Origin of the sequence: Rhodococcus sp. NPDC059234, assembly GCF_042754225.1 — a bacterium.
GTDB lineage: Bacteria > Actinomycetota > Actinomycetes > Mycobacteriales > Mycobacteriaceae > Rhodococcus_G.
In genome coordinates, this window is the sequence record NZ_JBHZAH010000227.1 from 1 (window position 1) to 1,439 (window position 1,439).

A 1,439-nucleotide genomic window follows, 5' to 3' on the forward strand; every position below is an offset into this window, starting at 1 on the left:
CTCGTCTACCGCCTCCGATTCACCGTGATCGGTGTGATGGTCGCGTTGATGCTCGGTCTCGGGGCGTACGGCCTCGGTCTGGAAAACAACCTGAGCCAGAGCGGCTGGGACGATCCCGGGTCGGAGTCGGTGGCCGCCGCGAAGCTCGCGGACGGCACCTTCGGGCGCGACACCAACGCCGACGTGGTGCTGCTGTTCACCGCGCCCGAGGGCAAGACGGTCGACGACCCGGCGTTCGCGGCGAAGATCACCCAGCACCTCGATCAGCTCGCGCGCGACAACCCGGAGCAGATCCTCAAGGTCAACGGCAGCTACTGGTCGACGAAGCTGGCCCTGTTCACCGACGCCAGCAAGGAACACGCCCTCGCCAGCGTCGGCATCGCCGGCGCCAACGACACCGAGGTCGCCGCCAACTTCAAGAAGGTCCGCGACCAGTTCTACATCCCCGGCGTGGACGTGCAGCTGACCGGTCTGCAACCGGTCACCGGCACCCTCAACGACACGATGGCCAACGACGTGCACCGGATGGAGATCATGGCCATCCCCGCGGTCGGGGTGCTGCTGTTCTTCATCTTCGGCGGCGTGGTCGCGGCCGCGTTGCCGCTGATCGTGGGCGGTCTGACCATCATCGCCGCCAACGGCGTGGTCAAACTGTTCACCCAGTTCACCGAGGTCAACGCGTTCGTCGTGCCGGTGGTCTCGCTGATCGGCCTGGGCCTGGCGATCGACTACGGCCTGTTCATGGTCAGCCGGTTCCGTGAGGAGATCGCCGAGGGCTACAGCACCGGCGACGCCGTCCGGCGGACCGTGACGACCGCCGGCCGGACCGTCATCTTCTCGGCCACCATGATCGTCGCCAGCCTCGGCGGCCTGCTGATCTTCCCGCAGGGCTTCCTCAAGTCCGTCGCCTACGGCGCCATCGCCGCGGTCATCCTCGCCGCGCTGATCTCGGTGACCGTGCTGCCCGCGATCCTCGGGATCCTCGGGCGGCGGGTCGACGCGCTGGGCCTGAAGTTCATGCGCAAGACCAAGACCACCGAGGAGATCGAGAACAGCATCTGGGGTCGGCTGACCCAGTGGGTGATGAAGCACCCGCTCAAGGTGTCGATCCCGATCGTGATCGGTCTGCTGCTGCTGACCATCCCGATCGCGAACATCAAGTTCGGTGGCATCAACGAGACCTACCTGCCGCCCGACAACCCGACCCGCGTCGCGCAGGGCGAGTTCAACGACCTGTTCCCCAACTCCCGGTCCGAGCCGGTCAAGCTGGTGATCGAGGGCGCCCAGGGCTCGCAGATCACCCAGATCGTCAAGGAGGCCAGCGCGGCCCCCGGGCTGGTCGAGAAGTTCACCGTCAACAACCCCACCAAGGACGGGGTGACGGTGTTCAAGGCCGGTCTGGTCGACCGCAACGACTCGGCCGCGACCATCGACTACCT

Annotated in this window: 1 protein-coding gene; it reads left to right on the forward strand. The window is 66.6% G+C overall.

The genetic code is table 11. The annotated features are described in order from the left end of the window. Window positions 1-1,439 (forward strand): MMPL family transporter (locus ACFXGJ_RS24420; RefSeq protein ID WP_378625859.1); only part of this gene is annotated, 1,439 nt, incomplete at both ends.